The sequence below is a fragment of the Brenneria izbisi genome (assembly GCF_025840185.1).
In the GTDB taxonomy this organism is placed as follows: domain Bacteria; phylum Pseudomonadota; class Gammaproteobacteria; order Enterobacterales; family Enterobacteriaceae; genus Brenneria; species Brenneria izbisi.
The window spans coordinates 28368-51246 of the sequence record NZ_JAMPJU010000010.1 but is presented as its reverse complement, the minus strand read 5'-3'; the positions used below and the strand labels follow the sequence as shown (position 1 = coordinate 51246).

General features: G+C 51.1%; 16 protein-coding genes, 1 tRNA gene and 1 pseudogene. 6 read left to right on the top strand and 12 right to left on the bottom strand.

What is annotated here, in order from left to right:
* Window positions 1-162 precede the first annotated feature (162 nt).
* A complete protein-coding gene (locus NC856_RS13125; RefSeq protein WP_264090878.1) occupies window positions 163-1308 on the bottom strand; it encodes a HAMP domain-containing protein in 1146 nt (381 codons plus the stop codon).
* Between the two features lie 323 nt (window positions 1309-1631).
* Here NC856_RS13125 and NC856_RS13120 point away from each other — a divergent pair.
* A pseudogene (locus tag NC856_RS13120) lies at window positions 1632-1789 on the top strand (amino acid ABC transporter ATP-binding protein); the annotation flags it as partial.
* Between the two features lie 87 nt (window positions 1790-1876).
* Here NC856_RS13120 and NC856_RS13115 read toward each other — a convergent pair.
* From NC856_RS13115 to NC856_RS13090, 6 genes are all read right to left on the bottom strand, one after another.
* On the bottom strand, window positions 1877-2029 hold the full coding sequence (locus tag NC856_RS13115) for a hypothetical protein (protein WP_264090877.1): 153 nt from the start codon (window positions 2027-2029) through the stop codon (window positions 1877-1879).
* A gap of 120 nt (window positions 2030-2149) precedes the next feature.
* On the bottom strand, window positions 2150-3913 hold the full coding sequence (ggt, locus tag NC856_RS13110) for a gamma-glutamyltransferase (RefSeq protein WP_264090876.1): 1764 nt from the start codon (window positions 3911-3913) through the stop codon (window positions 2150-2152).
* A 34-nt stretch (window positions 3914-3947) separates the two neighbouring features.
* A complete protein-coding gene (locus tag NC856_RS13105) occupies window positions 3948-4859 on the bottom strand; it encodes an EamA family transporter (protein WP_264090875.1) in 912 nt (303 codons plus the stop codon).
* A 653-nt stretch (window positions 4860-5512) separates the two neighbouring features.
* Window positions 5513-6865, bottom strand: coding sequence for a glutathione-disulfide reductase (gorA, locus tag NC856_RS13100; RefSeq protein WP_264090874.1), 1353 nt, complete (start codon window positions 6863-6865; stop codon window positions 5513-5515).
* A 129-nt stretch (window positions 6866-6994) separates the two neighbouring features.
* On the bottom strand, window positions 6995-7837 hold the full coding sequence (locus NC856_RS13095; RefSeq protein WP_264090873.1) for a 23S rRNA (adenine(2030)-N(6))-methyltransferase RlmJ: 843 nt from the start codon (window positions 7835-7837) through the stop codon (window positions 6995-6997).
* A gap of 158 nt (window positions 7838-7995) precedes the next feature.
* Complete coding sequence (locus NC856_RS13090; protein WP_264090872.1) at window positions 7996-9177, bottom strand: uroporphyrinogen decarboxylase/cobalamine-independent methonine synthase family protein; 1182 nt, start codon at window positions 9175-9177, stop codon at window positions 7996-7998.
* Between the two features lie 243 nt (window positions 9178-9420).
* Between NC856_RS13090 and prlC the strand changes: the two genes are divergently transcribed.
* Both prlC and rsmJ read left to right on the top strand, forming a co-directional pair.
* On the top strand, window positions 9421-11463 hold the full coding sequence (gene prlC / locus NC856_RS13085) for an oligopeptidase A (RefSeq protein ID WP_264090871.1): 2043 nt from the start codon (window positions 9421-9423) through the stop codon (window positions 11461-11463).
* Window positions 11460-12215, top strand: a complete 756-nt coding sequence (gene rsmJ / locus NC856_RS13080; protein ID WP_264090870.1) for a 16S rRNA (guanine(1516)-N(2))-methyltransferase RsmJ — start codon at window positions 11460-11462, stop codon at window positions 12213-12215. The genes prlC and rsmJ overlap by 4 nt, the downstream gene beginning before the upstream one ends.
* Before the next feature lie 118 nt (window positions 12216-12333).
* Here the strand turns inward: rsmJ and uspA are convergent, their stop codons facing one another.
* The gene (uspA, locus tag NC856_RS13075) at window positions 12334-12771 is read right to left on the bottom strand and encodes a universal stress protein UspA (RefSeq protein ID WP_264090869.1); all 438 of its coding nucleotides are present in this window, start codon (window positions 12769-12771) and stop codon (window positions 12334-12336) included.
* A gap of 521 nt (window positions 12772-13292) precedes the next feature.
* Here uspA and uspB point away from each other — a divergent pair.
* Window positions 13293-13628, top strand: a complete 336-nt coding sequence (gene uspB, locus NC856_RS13070; protein ID WP_113869514.1) for a universal stress protein UspB — start codon at window positions 13293-13295, stop codon at window positions 13626-13628.
* 93 nt (window positions 13629-13721) lie between these two features.
* Here the strand turns inward: uspB and pitA are convergent, their stop codons facing one another.
* Complete coding sequence (pitA, locus tag NC856_RS13065; RefSeq protein ID WP_264090868.1) at window positions 13722-15227, bottom strand: inorganic phosphate transporter PitA; 1506 nt, start codon at window positions 15225-15227, stop codon at window positions 13722-13724.
* Between the two features lie 273 nt (window positions 15228-15500).
* Between pitA and NC856_RS13060 the strand changes: the two genes are divergently transcribed.
* Both NC856_RS13060 and NC856_RS13055 read left to right on the top strand, forming a co-directional pair.
* Window positions 15501-16712, top strand: coding sequence for a BaiN/RdsA family NAD(P)/FAD-dependent oxidoreductase (locus NC856_RS13060; RefSeq protein WP_264090867.1), 1212 nt, complete (start codon window positions 15501-15503; stop codon window positions 16710-16712).
* Between the two features lie 298 nt (window positions 16713-17010).
* Window positions 17011-18609 carry an EAL domain-containing protein gene (locus NC856_RS13055; protein ID WP_264090866.1) on the top strand — a complete coding sequence of 533 codons (1599 nt, stop codon included), beginning with the start codon at window positions 17011-17013 and terminating at the stop codon, window positions 18607-18609.
* Window positions 18610-18876: 267 nt separating this feature from the next.
* Here NC856_RS13055 and NC856_RS13050 read toward each other — a convergent pair.
* From NC856_RS13050 to ligB, 3 genes are all read right to left on the bottom strand, one after another.
* Window positions 18877-18953 (bottom strand) — tRNA-Pro (locus NC856_RS13050).
* Window positions 18954-19083: 130 nt separating this feature from the next.
* The gene (gene eptB, locus NC856_RS13045; RefSeq protein ID WP_264090865.1) at window positions 19084-20763 is read right to left on the bottom strand and encodes a kdo(2)-lipid A phosphoethanolamine 7''-transferase; all 1680 of its coding nucleotides are present in this window, start codon (window positions 20761-20763) and stop codon (window positions 19084-19086) included.
* A 307-nt stretch (window positions 20764-21070) separates the two neighbouring features.
* Complete coding sequence (gene ligB, locus NC856_RS13040) at window positions 21071-22768, bottom strand: NAD-dependent DNA ligase LigB (protein WP_264090864.1); 1698 nt, start codon at window positions 22766-22768, stop codon at window positions 21071-21073.
* Window positions 22769-22879: the final 111 nt, after the last annotated feature.

Sequence of the window (22879 nt, the reverse complement as noted above, 5' to 3'; positions counted from 1 at the left end):
AATGATAAACATATATGCAATTTATTTGTAACAAACAACCCATTACATCCGATGAAATATCACCATAAAAAACTGACGAGGGCAGTAATAGCATGGCTTACAAGGGGAAAAACCAAAAAACAGTATTAATTATAAGGTTATTAGTTTAGGAAAATTTTCGCATCACAATGTAAAGAGATAAACGCCATTTTTACCTTCGTGACGGGCGATCTGCATCGCAAATTGAGCTTGAGCAAGCAACAACGGTGCGTGCATCATTTCTCCTGTCAAAGGTGGGACCAGATGGACGATCCCCACCCCCGCCGCCAGTGGTGACTGACCGATAATAGCAAACGGTTTATTGAATTGTAGCACAATATTCTGCGCCCAGTTTTGCTCCTGCTCCGCGGGTAACGTCGCGCTCAGCATCGCAAACTCATCATTGCCCAGACAAGCCAGCAGGACCGGATCTTCGCATAATGCAATCGCCGCTTTCAGTTGCTCCACCAATGTATGCAGCGCACCGTCCTGGGTCGCCAATGCTGGCCCGACCCCAACAACCATCAGGCTGAGCGGCTTGTTTTCCGATAAATGTTGCTGTAACTGCATTAAAAAATCATTTTTCCCCGCTAAATCATATCGTTTCTCTACCGAAACCAGGGATTGCTCCAGCAACTGCTGATTACGGTTATAGCTGCGAACCAACGCGCCAAGCTCGTCATCTTGATGCCATTCCGGTAACGTCAACGGGTGACGAGGGATCGCCTCCGGCGGCAGATTTTGCAACTCGGCGATAATGTCGCGCAACGGATGCACCATCAACCGGTTGATACACCAGGTAACGGCAATCGACAGGATCAGCGCCAATAGCAGATATGTCGCCAGCAGAGTCGAAAATGTACTGACAATAAACTGAAACATACGATAGGAGTCCGCCTGTAGCACCAGGTTCGCCAGCGGCGTCGTATTCTGCGTTTGCGGTGGCGAATAAAGCGGCACAGCGATGCGGATAGGCAATTTGAATACGCGGGCAATCCAGCCTGGCACCGGGCGTTCGGTGGGAAAATCAGCATGCAACGTCTGGAACTCGCCCGGCAGCAGCACATCAGCCCGACTGAGAAAGCCGACCGGCAACAGCGTATTGAGGATATCTTCGGCGCGCTGCACTTCACCTTGCAAAACCGCCTCCGTCAAAGGCTGGCGTACAGAGTAAGCGATGTTCTCCAGTTGCCTGGCATAATCTTCACGACGTTGATGCACGAAGTGAAAAAGCTGTATCACGATAAACAAGCTGATGGTGACCAGTGCCACAGCGGACACGGCTGTCATCTGCTTAATCGTTAATGAACGTCTGAGCCGCAAGCATCTTCTCCATCAATCCTCTATTGCTGCTGTATTTTGCCTGAAAAACGCTAATTTGCCGCAATTTAACTTAACTATGGGCTGAAAATACCTTATTTGCTCACCTGTAATACGTCTATGCAAGCGCCCCGCTAGTATAAGGTAGCTTATCTATGCCTCAATGCTGTTTTATGTTGATACCCACTGGATTTCATCTTAATCCTAAGCCGTCTTTCGTAGCGGCATAGCGCCGGCGGTTGGCCTGAGTATTCGCCTGCTTAGCAACGGGCAGACTTCTAAAGAATAACGTTATGGATGAACTGCGCGGCATCGGCAAGTTATTTGATGGCAACCTGGTGCTGAAGAACATCAATCTGGCCGTTGAGACTGGCGAAATTGTGACATTGATCGATCCGGCGCGGGGAAAACCGCCACGTTGCGTTGTATGAACTTTCTGGAAGCCTATGATCATGTCTGTCAGGCGGGCAGTAGCAACGCGTCGGCAACGTTTCAACGCTGGCTTTTGACATGAAAGATATGGGGTACGTCATCGGGTTTATCGGCGGAAAAAGCTCAGAAAAGGGGAGCCGGCGATTTCACCGGCGCTCAGAAAATCAAAGCCTATAGTGATCTGAATGAAGGTCTCGTTGCAGGTTTTAAAGCCGCGCATGTCAATAAAGTTCATACCGCTGGTCAGGCTGAACTGCATATCGAATCAATGCCACTTTACTCTGCGCCAATCGCCATCGAGAAATCTTAATATGTATCTTATTGATATCAAAATCTTTCTCATATCATTAACGCGCGCGGGCAAACCCGCGCGCAGACATCAATAACCGATCGCCGCGCCTGCCGGACGCCGAATATCATTGGCGCCGTACAGATAACCTTCGCGCACCTTGCCGGAAACTGCGGAATCGTTGCCGGAGTTGGCTGGCGTCACGCCCACGGCGCCCGGCAAACCGACCATAATCAACTCCGCCGCGCCCCACGGCGTTTGCTCCACCATCTGGTAACCACGCTGCTTTAACAACGCCAGCGTATCGGCGGAAAGCCCGCGCTGCTCATAATACACTTCATCCGGCAGCCATTGATGATGAATACGCGGCGCATCCACCGCCTCCTGCGGCGCCATACCGTGATCAATGATATTCAGCGCCGTTTGCAAGGTGATGCTGATAATGCGCGATCCGCCCGGTGAACCCAGCACTAAAAAGATCTTGCCGTCTTTTGTCACCAACGAAGGGCTCATGGATGATAGTGGGCGCTTACCAGGGGCGATGGCATTCCGTTCCCCCTGCACCAACCCATACAGATTCTGTGTCCCCACTTTGGTAGTGAAATCATCCATTTCGTTGTTGAGGAAAAAACCGGTTCCCGGCGCAATCACCACCGAACCAAAACGCCCATTGACCGTATAAGTCGTGGAGACGGCATTTCCCTGACTATCCACGATGGAATAGTGCGTGGTTTCCGGTCTTTCGTGTGGTCCGATGCCGGGTTGAACCTGCTGCGAGGGCGTGGCGTTTTCCGGTTCGATTTTTTTGCGGATCTCGGCGGCGTAATCTTTACTGAGCAGCTGTTTTAACGGATTACTGACAAAATCCGGGTCGCCAAGATACGTATTGCGATCCCTATAAGCATGGCGCATTGCCTCAGTCAGCACATGTACCGAGGCCGCGGAATTGAACCCCATCGCTTTCAGATCATAGCCTTCCACAATATTGAGGATCTCACACAGCGTCACCCCGCCTGAACTCGGCGGCGGCGCAGAGATAAACTGATAACCGCGATAATCACATTTGACGGGTACGGTTTCAGCGATACGATAATTGGCAAAATCCGCCGCGGTTAGAATCCCGCCGCCCTGCCGCGCCGCCTGCTCTATTGCTTGCGGAATTTTTCCTTTGTAGAAAGCGTCCGGGCCGTTATCCGCAATGGCCTGCAACGTGTTCGCCAAATCACGCTGCACCAGTTTATCGCCTGGCTGTAACGGACTGCCATCTGAACGCAGGAAAATGCGCGCCGCTTCAGGATCATCTTTGAAACGTTTGACGGTGGTATCCAGAATATCCGTGTCTGCTCGTGTTAGTTCAAAACCGTAACGCGCCAGCTTGATGGCTGGCGCCATGACCTGCTCGCGGCTTAGCTTGCCATATTTCTTCTGCGCCGTGTCCAGCCCCAGCACTGTTCCCGGTACGCCGGCCGCCAGATAACCATACAGGCTCGACTCTTTCCTCACGTTACCCGCGGCATCAAGATACATGTCTGCATTGGCCGCCGCAGGCGCCATTTCACGAAAGTTGATGAAAATGTCTTTTCCATCAGCCAGATGGATGGTCATAAACCCGCCGCCGCCAATATTGCCGCAACACGGGTTGACCACTGCCTGCGCGTATCCGACGGCAACCGCGGCATCAATGGCGTTCCCACCCATCTTCATGATATCGACGCCAACCTGTGAGGCCAGATATTGCGAACTGACCACCATGCCGTTTTTCGCCTCTACCGCAGGCGCGGACGCCGCCTGTACCGTGCCGCTGAGCAACAGTGCCGCCACGCTTAACGAAAAAAGCCATTTTCCTAATGCCATTGCCACTCCTTTACCCTGTTCGTATGATGTCATATCACCGTTGTCTAGCCGGCATCAACGCCCACAGACGAGAGCCAAATACATTGATCACCAGCCCCAACATAATCATCACTGCGCCGACAATCTGTAGCGACGATAATCCTTCGTTAAGAAAAATAGCGGCGCTTATCAGCCCCGTGACCGGCACCAGCAGCGACAACGGGGCAACCCGCCAGGTTTCATAGCGCGCCAGCAGGTTTCCCCAGATGCCATAGCCGATAATCGTAGCGCAAAATGCCAGATAGATAAGCGCCAGAATAGTCGGAAGCTGGATACCAACCAGACTGGAGACCATCACTTCCCGGCCTTCAAACAGCCATGAACACACGAAGAAAGGCAGGATGGGAATCAATGCGCTCCACACCACCAGCGACATGATGTTTACGCCGCGGTTGCTGCTCATGATGATTTTGTTGCTGATATTGCCGAACGCCCATGACAATGCGGCGGCCAGCGTGAGCAACAGCGTGGTGACCGTCATGCCGGAGGCCATTTGCCCGTCGGTACGTCCTTCCGCCAGCACAAACATCCCCCCTGCCGCCACCAGAATACCGACAACATGATTCCAGCGCAGTTTTTCCGACAGCAGCACCGCCCCCACCAGTAATGTAAAGAACGCCTGTGCCTGTAGCACCAGCGACGCGATCCCCGCCGGCATACCCAGTTTAATGGCGAAAAACAGGAAACCGAACTGACCAAAGCTGATGGTCATGCCATACACCAGCAGCCAGCGAAAAGGGATACGGGGCGCCGGAATAAAAAAGATCGCCGGCAACGCCACCAGCGAAAAACGCAATCCGGCGAGCAAGAAAGGCGGCATATCATGCAGGCCGATTTTGATTACGACGAAATTTACCCCCCATAAAATCACCACACAAAGCGCAAGCAGCCAATCTTTTACCGACATAAGAACTCTCTCATCCAATCAGACAGCAATTAGCTACTGTACAACCCAAACCAGTCAGAGAATACGGACAGTTCAAAAAAATCAGGGTGACAACCAAGGACAGATAACGTCTTCCTGTGTATCAAAAAAGAAAGGGCAATCCCTTCACACGATTCTTAGCTGAGAATGCATGATAACGGGTATAACTAAAATCAATTACTCTTTCGTTTGATCCGATACCGGGGAAGTCAAACCCGGTATGATCTTTGAGGGCAGTGAAGAAACGCCGGCAAATCTGCCGTCTGCCAATACTATTCTGCTGGATTATAATGGCGGGTATTTTTTGGGGCGCCTTATAGCTCATAACATCATTCCTTGGGTTATTCATGTGATTTGAATGACATCACTTTTGTAGCCATCAAGCGATAAGGAAATATTTCAGGTATAGATTGTTTTAAAAATCACACTAGCAGAGATAAAGCTAGCTTAAAAGGAATAAGAACTATTAAGTGAGTATAAAAATAAATTTTGTGTGGATAAAAATCTTAACAATGATAAAAACCTGCTGGCAATATAAGGATAATAATAATCACAATAAATATGTCAAAAAACAACCAACCATAATTAAGAGGCTCCTGCCTAGATTATTCGCCAGGAAACCTCTCGAATGGAGATCAACGCATGGTCACAAACTCTTCCGCTGCCGTTGGATGAATAGCAACAGTATTGTCGAAGTCTTTTTTGGTCGCGCCCATTTTTAGCGCCACCGCAAAGCCTTGCAGCATTTCATCCATGCCGAAACCAATACCGTGGATACCCACGATTTTCTCGTCCTTGCCTGCACAAACCAGCTTCATACGGCACGGCTGGCGATGCTGGGTGACCGCGGTGTACATGGCCGTGAAAGAGGATTGATACACTTTCACCTGCTCGTCGCCGTACTGTTCGCGCGCCTGCGGCTCGGTCAGCCCGACCGTGCCGATCGGCGGGTGACTGAACACGACAGTTGGAATGTTGCTGTAATCCAAGTGCTCATCCGGCTTATTGTTGAACAGACGTTCGGACAAACGACGCCCCGCCGCCACAGCAACTGGTGTTAACTCGACCGCGCCGGTGTTATCGCCCACCGCATAGATCCCCGGTACGCTGGTGTTCTGGAATTTATCGACCTTGATATAGCCTTTGTCGTTTAGCTCAACCCCGGTCACCTCAAGGTTCAGATTATCCGTTGCCGGCTCGCGGCCAATTGCCCAAATCAGGCAGTCGACTGTATGTGACCGACCATTTTTCAGTTGCAGCGTCAGGCTGCCATCGGCATTTTTTACTACTCTTTCAGGAATGGACTCAATATGCAGCGTCGGCCCTTCGCTATTCATCACCTCTGTCAGTGTATCGACAATCAGCGGATCGAAGCTGCGCAGTGGCGCATGCTTACGCACGAACAGATGCGTTTCTGAACCCAGCGCGTTCAGCACCCCGGCAATTTCCACGGCAATATAGCCTGCGCCAACCACCGCAGTACGCTTCGGCAACGCATTCAGTTCAAAGAAGCCATCGGAATCAATGCCATACTCGACGCCCGGAATATCCGGGTGCGTCGGGCGGCCGCCGGTGGCAATCAAAATATGATTAGCGGTGATTTGCTCACCGTTTACTTCCACCGTATGCGCATCAATAAAACGGGCAAAACCCTGAATGACATCGACTTTGTTTTTACCCAGCACGTTGTCGTAAGACTGATGGATACGATCAATGTAAGCGCTACGGTTTTTTACCAGCGTATCCCAGTTGAATTGATTCACCGTGGTATCAAACCCGTAATCAGGCCCGTACTGATGGATCGCCTCCGCGATCTGCGCCGCATGCCACATCACTTTTTTCGGCACGCAGCCGACATTGACGCAGGTTCCGCCCAGATATTTTGCTTCGATCAACGCACATTTTTGCCCATACATCGCCGCACGGTTAATCGAGGCGATGCCGCCGCTGCCGCCGCCGATGGCAAGGTAGTCATAGTGTCTGGTCATCAGAGTATCCATGCTTAAGTGAGTAAAATTTGCCTAGAGTGTAACGCTGCCGCACCGCAGCCTATAAAGATTATGCCTATGGTTATAATAGGAAAAATCAAATCACGCTAACCGATACGACGCCGCCGCTTACTCCGGGACGATTTGCTCCACCAGCGTGTGGCCTGTTCCCGCCGGCGCCAGCACGCTATGCAACCAGGGCAGTATGCTTTTCATCTGCGCGGCCAGTTTCCACGGCGGATTAATGACAATCATCCCGGAAGCGGTCATACCGTGCCGATCACTATCCGGCCTTACAGCCAGTTCAATTTGCAGAATATTACGAATGCCGGTGGCTTCCAGTTCTTTCAGCAGCCGTTTGATTTGCTGACGCAATACCACCGGATACCACAGTGCATATACGCCGGTGGCAAAACGTTTGTGTCCTTCCTGAAGGCCTTTCACCACTGCCTGATAATCGGTTTTCAGTTCATAAGGCGGATCAATCAGTACAAAACCGCGACGGCAAAGCGGCGGCAGTTGTGATTTCAACTGCTGGTAGCCGTCTTCGCGCAGCACTTTGCAACGCACGTCTTTTTGAAACTCATTGCGTAACAACGGGAAATCACTGGGATGCAGTTCCGTCAGATGCATTTTGTCCTGCTCACGCAGCAACTGGCGGGCAATCAGCGGAGAACCGGGATAATAACGCAGTTGCCCGTTATGATTATAGGTACGCACCGCCCGCATATAAGGTTCGAGTTCAACCGGAATATCATCGCGCTGCCAGATTTTTGCAATCCCGTCCTGATATTCTCCTGTCCGTTCGGCGTGCGCCCCTCGAAACTGGTAACGTCCGGCGCCCGCATGGGTATCCAGATACAGAAAAGGTTTATCTTTCTCTTTCAGCGCGGTAATGATCAGGCTCTGAACGGTGTGTTTCAGCACGTCGGCGTGGTTGCCAGCGTGGAAACTATGGCGGTAACTTAGCATTGGGTTCTCTTGCTGTCTGAAAAATACGGCTCTATGGTCGCCAGTATAAACCGTCTGGCCGATAAAAAGTTAACCGACTGACAAGAGAAGCACATAAGGCCCGATGATGGATACGGAGCAGGCGTTAAGGTCACCACCCGCTCCGCGTTAAGAAATGCTTAGCCCCACACCTCATCAGCGATCGCTTTTACCAACGCGATTTTCGCCCACTGCTGTTCTTCGGTCAAAATATTGCCCTCTTCCGTCGAGGCAAAGCCACATTGCGTACTGAGACATAAACGTTCTAATGGAACATAGCGGCTCGCTTCATGGATACGCTCGATCACCGCCTGCTTATCTTCCAGTTCGCCAACCTTGGAGGAGATCAGCCCCAGAACAACCTGCTTATTCCCGGAAACCTGCGCCAGCGGGGAGAAATCCCCCGAACGCTCCGTATCAAACTCAAGGTAGTACGCCGCGACATTTTCCCGCGCGAACAGAACCCCGGCCACCGGCTGATAACCGCCGCTTGCCGCCCAGGAGGAGTGATAGTTCCCGCGACAAACGTGGGTCGTCAGCGCCAAATCCGCTGGCGCGCCCTCAATAGCGGCATTGTTGACCTTCAGATACAACTCAGCCAGCGCGCTGACGTTATTGTTCGGCGCCTCGACGTGCGAGTGTCCGCAACCACATCCGTCATCGGTGGATTTCGGCGTATCCGCCGCGCCCGCGCCAGCAAACTTCGGATCGACCAGCATGCCCCATGTACAGTCGTCCAGTTGCAGGTTGCGGCAACCAGCGGCATAAATTTCTTGGATAAAAGTACGGTAGGCGCTGGCGATGTCCGCCACCAGTTCGTCTTCAGACGGGTAAATGGATGTGGTCAACGCTTTATTATCAGGACGCTGTAACTCCGCCAGAAATTGCGCGGGTGCCGGGATGGTCATACGCGGCGTGATCCCCGGCTCGGCAAACTTGAGAAGGTATTTAAAATGCTCGACAAAAATGTGTTTTTCGCCAGAGATCTTGCCGGTAAGCCTGGCGGTTTCAGCGCGCGTTTCCTTATCCGCAAACACATAACCTTTTGAGATCGATGTCTTTTCGACGCCGTTCAGCGCCCACATAAAATCAAGATGCCACCAGCTACGGCGGAACTCGCCATCAGTAATAACCTGTAAGCCGGCTCGTTTCTGTTTTTCGACCAGTTCCGTAATCGCTTTATCTTCAATATTTTTCAATGCCTCCGCCGTCAGTTCGCCCCTGGCAAACTGGCTGCGCGCCTCATGAAGATAGGCAGGCCGCAGATAGCTGCCAACAACGTCAGCGCGAAACGGCGGGATCGATGGATGTAATGTGGTCATGTGATTCATCTCTTTTTTTCAGCGTAATTAATGTCGTTAGTAGAGAAAGATTACCACGTCACAGGGTGTTTACTGGTTGAATCCTCTTCAGCGTCGTTTGTAAACATGAAATTTATTCATCATGAATGCGACGCATTGAAAACAAACCGGTCGGCATGGTTAACCATTGATTTTCCCGACACCAGACCTCATCTTAAATAATCAAGATGCACCAATCACCGACACGATAATCAGGACTGCGCCATGACGAATCCATTACTGACTCCATTCACCTTGCCCCCGTTTTCCCAAATTAAAACCAAAGATATTGTCCCGGCGATAAAAACCGCGCTGGAAGCCTGCCGTCAAACGGTAGAACGCGTCGTTGCACAGTCGGGTGCGTTCACCTGGGACAACCTTTGTCAGCCGCTGGCAGACAGCGATGATCATCTTAGCCGCATTTTTTCGCCCATCAGCCACCTGAACGCAGTAAAAAATAGCGCGGAATTACGCGCCGCCTATGAACAGTGCTTGCCGTTGTTATCTGAATACAGCACCTGGGTAGGTCAGCACGCCGGACTTTATCAGGCTTATCGCAGCCTGAAAGACAGCGAACATTATGCCGCCTTGAGCGTTGCGCAGAAGAAAGCCGTCGATAACGCATTGCGCGATTTTGAATTATCCGGTATCGGTCTGCCGCCAGAAAAACAGAAGCGCTATGGTGAAATCGCCGCCCGCTTGTCGGAACTGGGTTCGCAATACAGCAACAACGTGCTGGATGCCACCATGGGCTGGAGCAAGCTGGTGACGGATATCGCTGAACTTGACGGTATGCCGGAAAGCGCGCTGGCGGCAGCCAAAGCGCTGGCTGAATCCAAAGAGCAGGATGGCTGGCTGCTAACACTGGATATCCCCAGTTACCTGCCGGTAATGACCTATTGCTCCAATCAGGCGCTGCGCGAAGAAATGTATCGCGCTTATGCCACCCGCGCATCCGATCAAGGCCCGCATGCCGGGAAATGGGATAACAGCGACATCATGGCGGAAGAACTGGCGCTGCGTCATGAACTGGCCCAACTGCTTGGTTTCGACAGCTACGCGCATAAATCTCTGGCCACGAAAATGGCGGAAAGTCCGCAACAGGTTATCGATTTCCTGACCGATCTGGCAAAACGCGCCCGTCCCCAGGCTGAAGAAGAGTTGGCGCAGCTACGCGCTTTCGCCAAAGCAAACTACGGTGTGAATGAATTAAAGCCGTGGGATATCACCTACTACAGCGAACAGCAAAAACAGCATCTGTATTCCATCAGCGATGAGCAACTACGCCCATACTTCCCGGAACAACGCGCCGTAGCGGGTCTGTTTGAGGTGGTGAAACGTATTTATGGTATTACGGCAAAAGAGCGCAAAGATGTGGAAGTCTGGCATCCAGAGGTGCGTTTCTTCGATCTGTTTGATGAAAGCGGCGAACTGCGCGGCAGCTTCTATCTCGACCTCTACGCCCGCGAACATAAGCGCGGCGGCGCCTGGATGGATGACTGCGTTGGCAAATTGCGTAAAGGCAATGGCGATCTGCAAAAGCCGGTCGCGTACCTGACCTGCAACTTCAACCGTCCGGTCAACGGCAAGCCAGCGTTGTTCACTCACGATGAAGTCATCACCTTGTTCCATGAGTTCGGTCACGGGCTGCATCATATGCTGACGCAGATCGATACCGCTGGGGTAGCGGGTATTAGCGGCGTACCGTGGGATGCCGTCGAACTGCCGAGCCAGTTCATGGAAAACTGGTGCTGGGAACCGGAAGCGCTGGCCTTTATTTCCGGCCATTACGAAACCGGTGAACCACTACCGCAGGAATTGCTGGATAAAATGCTGGCGGCGAAAAACTATCAGGCGGCGTTGTTTATCCTGCGTCAGTTGGAGTTCGGCCTGTTCGATTTCCGTCTGCATGCCGAGTTTGATCCCGCCCAAGGCGCGCAAATCCTGCCGACACTGGCCGAAATCAAGGCGCAGGTCGCCGTGGTGCCAAGTCCTGACTGGGGCCGTTTCCCGCACGCTTTCAGCCATATTTTCGCGGGCGGTTACGCCGCAGGCTATTACAGCTATCTGTGGGCTGACGTGCTGGCAGCAGATGCCTATTCCCGTTTCGAAGAAGAAGGGATTTTCAATCGCGGCACCGGTCAGTCATTCCTGGATAACATCCTGTCGCGCGGCGGTTCCGAAGAGCCGATGGAACTGTTCAAACGCTTCCGGGGCCGGGAACCCAAACTGGATGCCATGCTGCACCATTACGGCATTAAAGAATGAATATTTGCCTGATGGCAGAGGACGGCGCCGACTCCGGCGCCTTATCCCTGCTGGCTGACCGCTGGGGATTGCTTTGCGATCCCTCCGCGATGATGGCGCTGGTGCTGACGCCCGCGCGGTTGGAATTACGTAAACAGGATGAACCCAAACTCGGCGCCATTTATGTCGACTTCGTTAGCGGACCAATGGCGCATCGCCGTCGCTTCGGCGGCGGTCGCGGCGAGGCCGTCGCCAAAGCGGTGGGCATCAAAAAAGATTACCGGCCTGATGTGGTGGACGCTACGGCGGGATTGGGGCGAGATGCGTTTGTGCTGGCGTCGTTGGGTTGTCATGTGCGGATGCTGGAACGTCATCCTGTGGTCGCGGCATTGCTGGATGACGGGCTGCGACGGGGTTATCAGGATGCGGAGATCGGCCCGTGGCTGCGCGAGCGGCTGACGCTGTTGCACGCCTCCAGCCTGACCGCGCTGAGTGATATCACGCCGCCGCCGGACGTGGTCTATCTCGACCCAATGTTTCCCCACCGGCAAAAAAGCGCACTGGTGAAAAAAGAGATGCGGGTGTTTCAGTCACTGGTCGGTGCGGATGAAGACGCCGATGCGCTGCTGGCGCCGGCTCGCGCGTTGGCAAAGAAACGCGTCGTGGTGAAACGGCCAGATTACGCGCCGCCGCTGGCGGGTGTTGCGGCGCAGTCAACGCTCGAAACCAAAAGCCATCGTTTCGATTTTTATCTGCCGCAGGCGATGGAATAAGGCAACGTTCCACGTCTGACGGCATAAAATAACCATCTGACTGCATGAAATAACAACAGACATCGCTTGTCGGCCATGCCTGTTTGTCTGCTAAAAAATGATTAAACAATGTTAACTTTCAGTCGTCTTCCTCGTCGCGCAGCGGAACGATCAGCATGTCGATATGGACGGTGTTTATAAGCTGACGCGCGGAAGACATCAGTTTGCTCCAGAAATCCTGATGGTGACCGCACAGCACCAGATCCACATCATATTTTCTGATCGCATCGACCAGTACCTGACCCAGATCGCCGCTACCGCTGAGCGTCTCAGTAATGGGATAGCCCGCATTCTGTGATAGTTCGATCAACGCACTCTGCGTTTCTTCAGAGATTCGTTGCTGCATGTCCCCCAGATTGACATCAATCAGACCGGTATAGAGATCGGAATAGTTCACATCGACATGAATTAAAGAAACCTTGGCGTTATACGGTCTTGCCATTGAGACCGCTTTTTCCACTAACACTTTACTCTCAGGGGAAAGGTCGACAGCAATAAGGATGTGTTTGTAAGCCATAATGAGACTCCTTCCATAAAGACTAATTAATGGTCAGCAGATATTTCTCCTGCCAATCTGATACTTAACAGCGGATTATATGATAGCACTTCGCTGTCTCATGGATATGTTCAACAGATCACAACGCCGGGTTTTAACAAAAAACCCATAGCGCAATACCTTTCAATCTTCTTAATATTATTGATAAGTGTAGTAGAAATCGCTTCTTTTCGTCATTAAATCACCGGAGTTCTTCTTTCAAAACGGACACTACGTTGGAGAAAATAGCCTAGTCGCACGATAGTGCCTGCGGGTATGGTAAAAAAAGGCGTTCCTCTTCTACAATAAAAAAGAGAGTGGCAAGTTTATTCCGTCACGCTCGACAGGTGAAAATGGCAATAAGGCGAGACATCGGGATAGTTGATTCGCCTGATACGATAAAATCGCGTGAAAACGTGTGGCATAAGTATTCGCAGGTTCATCGCCGACAAATATGCCGTGCGCGATGACCCCTGACGAATAATACCAACCGGGAGGGGAGCATGATCAGTACATTTGCGCTTTTCTGGGCTTTATGTGTTGTCTGTATCATCAATATGGCGCGATATTATTCCTCATTACGCGTATTACTGCTGGTTCTGCGTGATTGCGATCCGCTGCTTTATCAATACGTCGATGGGGGTGGTTTTTTTACATCACATGGTCAGCCAAGCAAACAAATCAGGCTGGTACGTTATATCTACGCACAACGTTATCTTGAACATCATGATCCTGAATTTATACGCCGCTGCGAAAGGGTAAGGGGACAGTTCCTGCTGACAACCGCGCTGTGTGGATTGGTCGTCATCAGTTTAATTGCGATGCTGATTTGGTACTGAAGCCAATTTGGTAATGAAATAATGAACCGACAAACAGCAAAAAGGCGATCCGTTGCAGAATCGCCTTTTTTATATGTCATGCTTTTTCTCACATTAGATCAGCTTTAACGCCAGCCAATACAGCGTGCCGGACAGCATCAACGAAACCGGCAATGTCAGCACCCAGGCCAACAGAATGTTTTTCACCGTTTTACTCTGAACGCCGCCGCCATCAACAATCATTGTCCCGGCAACCGCCGATGATAAGACGTGAGTCGTCGAAACCGGCATCCCGGTGTAGCTCGCCACACCAATCGACAACGCAGCGGTAACCTGTGCGGAAACGCCCTGCGCATAGGTCATGCCTTTCTTGCCAATCTTCTCGCCAATGGTAGTGGCGACACGTTTCCAACCCACCATCGTACCCAGCGAGAGGGCCAGCGCGACCGCAATGATGATCCAGATCGGCGCGTATTCGATGGTATGCAACAGATCTTTACGCAGGTTGCTCAGATAACGTTTATCTTCCGACGGGGTTTCCGGCAACTTGATAATGCGGTCCATGGTATCGGCAATACACATCAATAGCCGGCGTACCTTGCCGCGATCGTCCGCACTCAGTTGATCATAGCTTTTCAGGTTGCTCAACAGGGCCTGAGTATGGTCAATCGCCAGCATGACGCGTGAACTGTCGCAATGAAATTCAGTCTGCCCGTTTGCCGGAATCGTTTTTTCCGGCGTGGGGATAAGCGGCGGCGAAAGATCGATAACATGCGCCAGCGCTTCACCATGCTGCTGATAGTATTCCTGCAAATTGATGACCGCGTCACGGGTTCGGCTGATGTCGTAGCCGGACGCGTTCATGTTGACAATAAATCCGGCGGGCGCCACACCGATAAGCACCAGCATGATCAGACCAATACCTTTCTGACCGTCATTCGCGCCGTGGGAAAAACTCACCCCAATAGCGGATAAAATCAACGCGGTACGCGTCCAGAAAGGCGGCTTGCGCTTACCGTCCTGCTTTTCCCGATCGACCGGCGTCAGGTGAACGCGTTTGCGTTTCTTGCTGTTGCTCCAGAAACGGCGCAATAAAAACACCATCAGTCCGGCAACGATCATCCCTACAATCGGCGACAGGATGAGCGACAGAAAAATACTGATCATCTTAGGCACATTAAGCGCATCCACCACCGACGTATCCGTCAGTAGCGCGTTGGTTAAACCGATGCCGATAATAGAGCCGATCAAGGTGTGTGAACTCGACGCCGGAATACCGAAATACCAGGTTCCGAGATTCCAGATGATCGCCGCCAGCAGCATGGAAAAAACCATCGCCAAACCATGCGCGGAACTGACATTCAGTAATAAATCGGTAGGCAACAGGTGGACAATTGCGTAAGCAACGCTTAATCCGCCCAGCAACACCCCTAAAAAATTAAACAGGCCAGCCATCACAACGGCGAACTGCGCGCGCATCGCGCGGGTATAGATAACGGTAGCGACAGCATTTGCTGTATCGTGGAAGCCATTGATAGCTTCGTAGAATAAGACAAACAGTAAAGCCAGAATTAACATCAGGCCGGTGTAGTAATCTAGTCCGGCAAATAAATGTAGCATAAGCGTTAGGCCATTTAGTGGTCATGAACGCGGCGCATTATCTGCGACAAGCAGGGGTTGGGAAAAGGGAAATATGACTTTTTTTTGACTTAGTCGTTAATACATCACAACACAGTAAGCCTTTAACCAATAAGAATCAATGTGTTACATATTTTTACCCAAACGCGCAAATTGTTACACTGGCATCCGCCAAAAACGGACATTACAATTTGCCGCCCCTCATGGTCACCCGCTCCGTGAGAAAATACTCAAGCCTTAACCGGAGAAAGCATCGTGGAACAGTTCGACGTCGTCATTATTGGTGCCGGAGCAGCCGGGTTATTCTGCGCGGCGCAGGCAGGGCAGCGCGGACTGCGCGTATTGTTGCTCGATAATGGGAAAAAAGCCGGGCGCAAAATTTTGATGTCCGGGGGCGGACGCTGCAACTTTACTAATCTGTACGCCGAACCTGCGGCCTATCTGTCGCAAAATCCGCATTTCTGCAAGTCCGCGCTGGCGCGGTATACCCAATGGGATTTCATCAGCCTGGTGAACCGCCACCAGATCGCCTATCACGAAAAAGCTCTCGGCCAACTGTTTTGTGATGATTCCGCCCAGCAGATTGTCGATATGCTGCTGACGGAATGCGAAAAGGCCAACGTGACGATACGATTGCGCAGCGAAGTGAGCTCGGTGGAAAAATCAGACCAAACCTTTATTTTGCAATTAGCCAGCGGCGTCACCCTGCACAGTGATGCACTGGTCATCGCCAGCGGCGGTCTGTCCATGCCAGGACTGGGCGCGACGCCATTCGGCTACCAGTTGGCGCAGAAATTTGGGTTGACTGTTTTGCCTACCCGCGCCGCTTTGGTGCCATTTACGCTGCACAAGCCCTTGCTGGCGCACTTGCAGACGCTATCGGGCGTCTCTGTCCCTGCCCTGATCACTGAAGAAAACGGAGTAACATTCCGGGAAAATATTCTGTTTACCCATCGCGGTCTCTCCGGCCCGGCGGTGCTGCAAATATCCAGCTATTGGCAGCCCGGTGAATTCATCACCATTAATTTACTGCCCGATCAGGATTTATCCGCGCGGATTAATGATGAACGGCTATCCCGCCCGAATCAAAGCCTGAAGAACACACTGGCGCAGTGGCTCCCTAAACGTCTGGTGGAATGCCTGCAAACACTGGGACAACTGCCTGATGTCACGCTGAAACAGTTAAATCACGCCCAGCAGCAGCAAATTGAAGCCAACCTCCAGCAGTGGCGGGTGCAACCCAACGGAACGGAAGGCTATCGGACAGCAGAGGTCACACTGGGCGGCGTAGACACCCGCGAGCTCTCCTCCAAAACGATGGAAGCCCATAAAGTACCAGGACTTTATTTCATTGGTGAAGTTGTCGACGTCACCGGTTGGCTCGGCGGCTACAACTTCCAGTGGGCATGGAGCTCAGCCTGGGCCTGTGCGCAAGCGCTGGCGGAACACAAATTCTCTCAGAACTAAAGCAACAACGCCTCCATTCATCATCAGCAATACCATCCGCTATATGACGAATATTTTCTGTTGTACGTATAATCGGAACCAGAAAGTCTTCCACTTAGTGGGAGGGACTATTTATAGCGTACCCATGACCCCCTTATCCATAAAAAGACCATATAGTGAAAAATTCGAAAAAAGTGATTGAATTCAAATCCGTGACGCATTAAGAATATGTAACATTTCTTATCGCATCGACAAGCTTGCCACTGCTATCGGCTCACGTATTCTCAAAGGACAGGAGCCGCCCAAAAAGGAGATGCGGATGAAATTAAGAAAGGGAGCATGCCAGTACAAAGGATTGCCGCTACTGGTCGCTGTGGTATTACCTTTATTACTCGGATTACTGTTCACGTTTGTTGAATCGAGGGTGATGGTCAAGCGAGATCTCGAATCCACCGCTCTCATCTCTTTGCATCACGCAGAAAACATCTCACGACAAGCCTGGGGCATGATAGATCATCTTCTGCGCTTCAAAGGGCAAAGCTGTGATCAAATAGGTATAAAGCTACAACGCCTAGACGCCACATTTTCCTACTTTCGCTCCATTGGCGTTATTAAGGATACCAACATTTACTGTTCATCGACTTTTGGCGATGTGAACACATCAATGGCGACATTGCTGCAATATCCCCTACCGACAACACGACCAGAGAAATGGAGCATGTCGATAGCCAATACGGTAAACCGACCGGGGGTGCTTTTCGCTCAAATGCCGTCCACTGGTTACGGCGCCTACGTGATGATTGATGCCCAGTATATGATTGACCTGATGCTGGCGGTTGGCGATGCACGGGGCTACCAGATCACCCTAACGGTGGATAACGGCTATCCGATACAGGCTGGCCCCACTATCCCGTTGGAGTCCGGCGTGTTTTCCACTTCCGAACTTGAAATGCAGTCGGAGCAATTTCCCATTTCCATCCGAGTTGTGGCGCCAAAGACAGAATCCGTTCGCTCCTGGAAACGGACGTTTTCCACCTTCCTGCCCATGGCGCTCATGCTTTCGCTATTTTTTACCGCTACCATCTGGTATCGGCAAAAACGAAAACTTCTTTTTCGCGACGAAATTCGTAAGGGTATCGACAAAGGCGAGTTTTCGGTTTACTACCAGCCGATTTACGACATAACGTCGCAATCCTGTATTGGCGTCGAAGCGCTGATGCGCTGGCGACGCAGTAATGGACAATGGATAAAACCGGATATTTTTATTGCCGCCGCCGAAACAGAAGGGATGATCATTCCTATAACCCGGCATTTATTTAAACTGGTTGCCGCAGACGTCACCCGTTGGTGCGTCACGCCCGGCTTTCACCTGGGCCTGAATGTCGCCGCAGAGCACTTACAACATCCTGACTTTATTGCAGATGTAAACGCCTTCAAAGAAACGGTTTCCAGCCATCAACTCAGCATTACGCTGGAACTGACGGAACGGAGTCTTATCAGCAATGGTCCTGAGGTTATCCAGCGACTGCATCAATTGCAGGCGAACGGATTCATGATAGCGATTGATGATTTTGGCACCGGACACTGCTCCCTCTCTTATCTGCAAAATTTTCCGCTGGATTATCTGAAAGTCGATCGTGGTTTTATCAGTGCGATTTCCTCGCTGGACGAGGAAGCGCCGATACTTGACGCCATCATCAACCTGAGCCATCGCATGGATCTTAAAATTTTCGCCGAAGGGGTGGAAACCCTCCAGCAGTTGGCTTATCTGAGGCAACGCGGCGTCGTTTACATGCAGGGATTTCTGTATGCCAAACCTATGGATAACGACTCGTTGAACGTCTGGCTGCATTACAACGGTCATAAGCCGCTTGAAGCGTTGATAATGAAAAATCCCCCCGACGATCAACAACGCTAACCCGCTGATTACAAAGGGCGGGAGGATAATAACCCGCCACCCCATACATGCTGGAATATCATGGAAACAATAAGAGGGGCCAGCCATGATAAGGGATGGATTAGCGTAATCGTTTCATCGCATCATCATAGACGCGTATAACTAAACTTTCCGGCGGTAAACGAGGTACACCGATAGATAACAGGCAATAAAAAACCCGCCAATCCAGACAGGATGCGGGTTTCTTGGTACTTTCCGGTGGTATCTGATACCTACCGAAAGTCGATTTGGTCGGTGAGAGAGGATTCGAACCTCCGACCCCTTCGTCCCGAACGAAGTGCGCTACCAGGCTGCGCCACTCACCGAGTGCGGGCGCATATTACTGCTACCCTATTGAAGCGTCAATCCCTTTTTAGAAAAAGGATTATGCCTGTTTATTAAGTGTTCACGCCGCCCGCTATCCGCGTTAAACCGACATCCCTGTCGAGGATATCATCAACGGGATGGTCTGCTGCACCAGTTATTTTTCGGGTTGATACCACCATCAGGCGAGGTATATCCCAGGCATCCCAAAATGGTATCAAACAACTCTTCGTGCCGATGAATTTTACCAATCCGTTGCTGAGCCTTCAGTTGATCAAAGGCACGCATATTATCGGATTCAGCCAGAAACTTGTCTGATGCCCATACCATCATCGGCGAACGGAACTGCTCCGGTGGCGCCATATCACGCGGCGTACCATGCAGGTGGTAATTGTCATCAATGGATTCACCGTGATCGGCGGCATAAAATACCAACGCTTTTTTATCCCTGACCTGATCGAGGACTTGCTTAATAAAGTTATCGGTATACAGCACGCTGTTATCAAATGCATTAATCAACTGTTCACGCGTACATGACGCATCCACGCCCATACATTCCGGCTGATAGCGCGCATAACTGCGGGGATAACGCATGGAGTAAAGATAATGAGAACCCTTGGTATGCAACACAATCAGGTGCTTACCTTTCGGATAGCGCGCCAGTGACTCTTTTACTTCATCCACCAGCAACATATCATCCACGGATTTTCCGTCATTCTGCTTTTCAGACGCAATCATTTCGCGGAAAGAGTAGTTATCCGCCTCAATACTGTTGTAGAACCACACTTCACTTTGCATCGCGAAAAGCTCAGAGGAGAACCCCAGTTCTTTCAGTACGGCAAAAATATTTTGCTCTTTCAACGTCCGCTGCTGGTTATCTTCCGCCCCCCCTTCGCGCACGAACATACAGCGCATGGAAAGTTTGGTTGAGGTATCACAAGACTTACCGCGGAAAGCGACCAGATTCCGCTCCTTGGATAACTGGGGTGTCGTATCCCGTTCGTATCCTAGTAACCCCATATGATCCCAGCGGGTTGTTTCACCAATGATGAAAACCACGTAGGTATCCTCAATCCCTTTGGGCGGAATGTACGTAAAATTCTTAGCAGGATCGAAAAGGTTTGAAGAGTCCTGCGTTTCGTCATATTTGGTGTAGGCGAACAAACCTAATGCCGATATCCAGTTGGAAGGAAGATAAGAGTGAGCCACCACTCCACCGTAACTGGGGAGATCAACATTGGCGAGTTTTTCCGATATCGACTGAACCTTGTCCATATAGCGAATTGGCAACCAGACAAGCGCCACCACCACCGCCAAAACCACCACTGGCATCAGGCGTTTTCCGGGCGAAGCCAGTTGCTCAATCAACGTATGACGCAATCCATTCTTCCAGATCAGAAACATCGGCAACGCGCTGACCGCGACCATCCACAGCACAAAATCTAATCCAACCACTTCTTTCGAGAGGTCAATATCAGTTGTCATTACCGCAGCGATAATACCGTAGCCAATAACGACATTGAAAAACGTCATGTAATAGCTGGCGGCAACAGAAATCAATACCAACAGCGATGCGACCACACGATAAAAAGAGCGTCCGCCAAGAGAAAGGATGCGCATCAGAAAAAAGGTGAACAATATACAGGCGGTCAGTTCTATCAGAGCGGGAATAAACATCGGGAGCGTTTTACCCGCCGAAATGGAAAAAACGTCAAACCGCCGATAAAAAACAGAAAGGTTAAGGAAAAAGCCGATATAAATTGCCAGTACAATTGATAGCTTCTGGTGTGATAAAGAGTGAACAAACTTCATTGCAGCAAGCGCTCCAGTAAACTTCTTTTATTATCTGAAGCTATAGGACAGCGGCACTATTCTGGAGTTCACACCATCAAAAGAGGAATTTTTTCTTTACATAGAATAATTAACCATAAAAAAATAAAATATTAGATAATAGCAAAACAAAGTTTTTAATTGTCAGAATTAAAATCCATAAAGGGATAACGTCGGGGGATGACTCGCACACCGCTATTTTTGGTTTCAAAACTCTACTCTCCTGACGTTAAAACGCTGACCCCCATTTCACTTCCTTTAACAAGCGCTATTGCTCATCATTAACACGCTATGTTTTGATCCCTTCACGACGCAAACGTGCAATAAGTTCAACAATGATCGGATGCCGCAAAAAAGCCATGATCTCTTCAGCACGCTTGGCGCCGATACCTGAAAACTGCTGCCATTGCGATACAGTACGCTGTTGTAACTGCAACCAACTGGCATTTTCCAGCGCTTTTCCGGCGGATTTCGGTACAGGTATTCCCAGCGCCAATAACCAGCGTGACAGCGGTTGGCGACGAGCCATTTGCAGACGCTCATAAATGTCATCAGCCCGCTTGTTCCCCATTCCCGCCACTGATTTGAGTTGTTCTGACGTCAGCTTGAGCCAGGATAAAACATCGCTCAGCATGCCTTGTTGTACCAGATGCTGCCATATGCCCGCGCTGATACCGCCAAGATTGAGCCCATGATCACCACTCAGCCAGGATAGCCGGGCAATCATCTGCGCCTGGCACCCCCTGCTGTAATGAAAGCAACTGAAGGGATGAAAATCACTTTCTGTCGGCGGGATAATGGTCTGGCGTTCCACGGTTCGCCAGACCACACCATCCAGGCGGGGGATCCCGTGTCCTGCCAAACTCACCGTGACCTGATCTCCCGGCAACACATCCCATTGCCTCCAGCGCGATAGAGAACCCACATTGACCCGGCGCACAGACTTGTCATCCAATTGCAACGGATTAAGTTTCAGCACCACGGTAATTTTCCCTGTCCGGCCAACCGAGAATGTCACGCCATTTACCTCAGCCACCCGCTGCACCAGCGGATATTTCCAGGCTATGGCCCAATCGCCTGGCGTATCGCGCCAAGCGCGTCCCTCCGGCGTCTTGCCCTGCCGCATCACCACGCCGTCGGTCACAAAAGGCAAGGGACTGCGATACCAGACATCCCGCCATTTCTCAGCCTCCCTGAATGATGAAATGCGATGGGTATAGCCGGCAGCCATGCCAAATCCCATGACGCGTAACCCTGCTAAACGATCAGGCAACGTCGGCGGGCCATCCGGCCATTCCCAGATAAAAACGCCGATGCGCGATCGTATCGGCGAGGGTTGACGTCGCCGCATTTCTCCGGCGACCAACGAGCGGGCATTAATTCCGCCTTGTATTTGTTGTCTATGATCAGTCGCCTTAAGAAAAAGCTCACCTTGCAGCACCATTGACTCAGGCGAGTTTTCCAGCGTTTGCGGAATATCTGGAATATCACGCACTTTGGCTGTCCAGTCCTCACCTTGCAGGCCATTTCCCCGGCTAATGGCTGATAGCAGTATTCCCTGCCGATAAACCAGCGTTACCGCCACACCGTCTATTTTTGGCTGGATCCAGACATCCTCCTTACGTTGTTGTATCCATTGCGTCAGTTGTCCGCGTTCGGACAGCTTTTTCAAACCGGTATGCGCCACCGGATGAACTTGTTTACCGTTATCGGGCAGGGTGATACGAGCGGCCTCGGCATCAGGTTGAAAACAGATTTGCCAATGGTTCAACCGCTTTCTGAGTTGGTCATAGATCTCATCCTCAACCTGGCTCTGGCCCAACCGGTAGTAAGCGTCATCCCAGCGTTCCAACTGCTTGCGCAATGCATCGATTTCGTTATCCACTCGCGCCGTCGGCCAATCCGGGCAAACCGGGGCGGCGACCAGGGCGCAACTGGTAAAACCGGACAACACGAAAAGGAATAACTGCCTGAGCCAGCAACGCATCACATACACCTCCGTAAGAAAGAGCCGTAGTAAAACGCAGTGATAAAGGTAAAACGAGCGCGAAAAAGGAAAAATGCAAAGCGCCTCGCAAGATGATTTATGGCTTGCAAA

Bases quoted from the DNA above. Each gene is read 5' to 3' on its own strand.
- NC856_RS13125 (WP_264090878.1), bottom strand. From the start codon at position 1,308: ATGACAGCCGTGTCCGCTGTGGCACTGGTCACCATCAGCTTGTTTATC.
- NC856_RS13115 (WP_264090877.1), bottom strand. From the start codon at position 2,029: ATGCAGTTCAGCCTGACCAGCGGTATGAACTTTATTGACATGCGCGGC.
- ggt (WP_264090876.1), bottom strand. From the start codon at position 3,913: ATGGCATTAGGAAAATGGCTTTTTTCGTTAAGCGTGGCGGCACTGTTG.
- NC856_RS13105 (WP_264090875.1), bottom strand. From the start codon at position 4,859: ATGTCGGTAAAAGATTGGCTGCTTGCGCTTTGTGTGGTGATTTTATGG.
- gorA (WP_264090874.1), bottom strand. From the start codon at position 6,865: ATGACCAGACACTATGACTACCTTGCCATCGGCGGCGGCAGCGGCGGC.
- NC856_RS13095 (WP_264090873.1), bottom strand. From the start codon at position 7,837: ATGCTAAGTTACCGCCATAGTTTCCACGCTGGCAACCACGCCGACGTG.
- NC856_RS13090 (WP_264090872.1), bottom strand. From the start codon at position 9,177: ATGACCACATTACATCCATCGATCCCGCCGTTTCGCGCTGACGTTGTT.
- prlC (WP_264090871.1), top strand. From the start codon at position 9,421: ATGACGAATCCATTACTGACTCCATTCACCTTGCCCCCGTTTTCCCAA.
- rsmJ (WP_264090870.1), top strand. From the start codon at position 11,460: ATGAATATTTGCCTGATGGCAGAGGACGGCGCCGACTCCGGCGCCTTA.
- uspA (WP_264090869.1), bottom strand. From the start codon at position 12,771: ATGGCTTACAAACACATCCTTATTGCTGTCGACCTTTCCCCTGAGAGT.
- uspB (WP_113869514.1), top strand. From the start codon at position 13,293: ATGATCAGTACATTTGCGCTTTTCTGGGCTTTATGTGTTGTCTGTATC.
- pitA (WP_264090868.1), bottom strand. From the start codon at position 15,227: ATGCTACATTTATTTGCCGGACTAGATTACTACACCGGCCTGATGTTA.
- NC856_RS13055 (WP_264090866.1), top strand. From the start codon at position 17,011: ATGAAATTAAGAAAGGGAGCATGCCAGTACAAAGGATTGCCGCTACTG.
- eptB (WP_264090865.1), bottom strand. From the start codon at position 20,763: ATGAAGTTTGTTCACTCTTTATCACACCAGAAGCTATCAATTGTACTG.
- ligB (WP_264090864.1), bottom strand. From the start codon at position 22,768: ATGCGTTGCTGGCTCAGGCAGTTATTCCTTTTCGTGTTGTCCGGTTTT.